The sequence below is a fragment of the Burkholderia sp. Ac-20384 genome, assembly GCF_017104605.1.
In the GTDB taxonomy this organism is placed as follows: domain Bacteria; phylum Pseudomonadota; class Gammaproteobacteria; order Burkholderiales; family Burkholderiaceae; genus Burkholderia; species Burkholderia lata.
In genome coordinates, this window is the sequence record NZ_JAAGPE010000645.1 from 1 (window position 1) to 1,315 (window position 1,315).

The following is a 1,315-nucleotide window of genomic DNA, read 5'->3' on the forward strand; positions in this document are numbered from 1 at the left end:
CCAGCGCGAGTGCCGCGCCGACGCGCCGCGCCGGCCGCATTGCCCGTCGCTTCGCCATTGCCCGCGCCATCCGTTACATCCCCCGTCGACGCGCGGCGATTCTCTGCAGCACGCTGAACACGCCGAGCGCGAGCAGCAGCCCCGCCACGACGCCGACCGCGCCCAGCACGACCGGATGCCGCGCCGCATGCGTCCATACGCGCGCATACCACGGCACGAAGCCGACCACGTAAGGCTCGCCGACGCGCAGGCTGTCGACCTGCCCCGGCCGCACCAGCGCAAGGTCGCCTTGCAGCTGCGACACGAGCCCGGCGTTCTCGAACACGTTGAGCAGATCGCCGAGGCGCGGCTGGTCGGTCGCCGTCAGCGCGACGACGCTGCGCCCCCGGCTGCCCGGCAGCTCGAACCCGGCGAGCGCCGCGAGCGAGCCCGTCTGCTCGATATGTGCGCCGCCTTCGGTCTGGCCGACGCCGTTGCGCCAGCGCTCCTTCACCGAGAACGCGACACGCGCGGCGCCTTCGCCGCCCGCGCTGCCCTGCTCACCGATCACGAGCGGCAATGCCGAGCGCCAGTGCGCGAGCAGCGGCGATGTGGGCGAGCCGTCGATCACGAGGAGATCCTTGCTGCCCGACAGCGCGGCGACATCGCCGGGCCGCGCAACCTGCACGCGCAGCGCCGGGAAGCCGGTCCATTCGCCCATGTGGCCGAGCATCGTCAGGTAGGCCTCGAGCTCCTGCGGCGACGGCCGGTCAGGCATCACGACGGCCGTCTGCGACAGGTCGGCGAAGCGCGTGAACGGGAAGCCGCTGTTCGCGAAGAACGCGAGGTTCGGCAACTGCGCGTAATGGACGAAGTGCGAGAAGTCGATCGTCGAATCGGGATCGATCGCCGCGCGCTGCGGCTCGGTCGCCGTGCTCGAGCACAGGCCCGTCTTCTGCGAATCGAGCGTGAAGCGGAACTGCAACTGGTTGCCGCTGCCGACCCGGAACGCCGGGATGTCGACGTCGCTCGTCACGCGCCCTTCCGGCACCGACAGCAGCGGCAGCTGCATGCGGCCGTGCGCATCCTCGGCATGGGCCGGCCCGAGCCGGTAAGACTTCACGAGCTGGTCGTTGATCTCGACGGCGAGCGTCGAGTTGTCCTGCACCGTCGGCGCCGTGTAGCGGTAGCGCAGCGTGATCGGCACACCCGCGCCGTTCCACGAATGCAGATCGGACGGCACGCGTAGGTTCAGGCGGATCGCGTCGGGCGACGTGCCGCGCACTTCCAGTTCACGCGTGTCGGATACCAGTTCGCGGAACGCGATCGGCCGGTT

At 70.6% G+C, this 1,315-nt stretch carries 1 protein-coding gene; it reads right to left on the reverse strand.

The window, feature by feature from the left end:
- Positions 1 to 73: 73 nt before the first annotated feature.
- On the reverse strand, positions 74 to 1,315 hold a 1,242-nt coding region (locus tag G3O00_RS42570; RefSeq protein WP_206146583.1), incomplete at its 5' end, for a cellulose biosynthesis cyclic di-GMP-binding regulatory protein BcsB.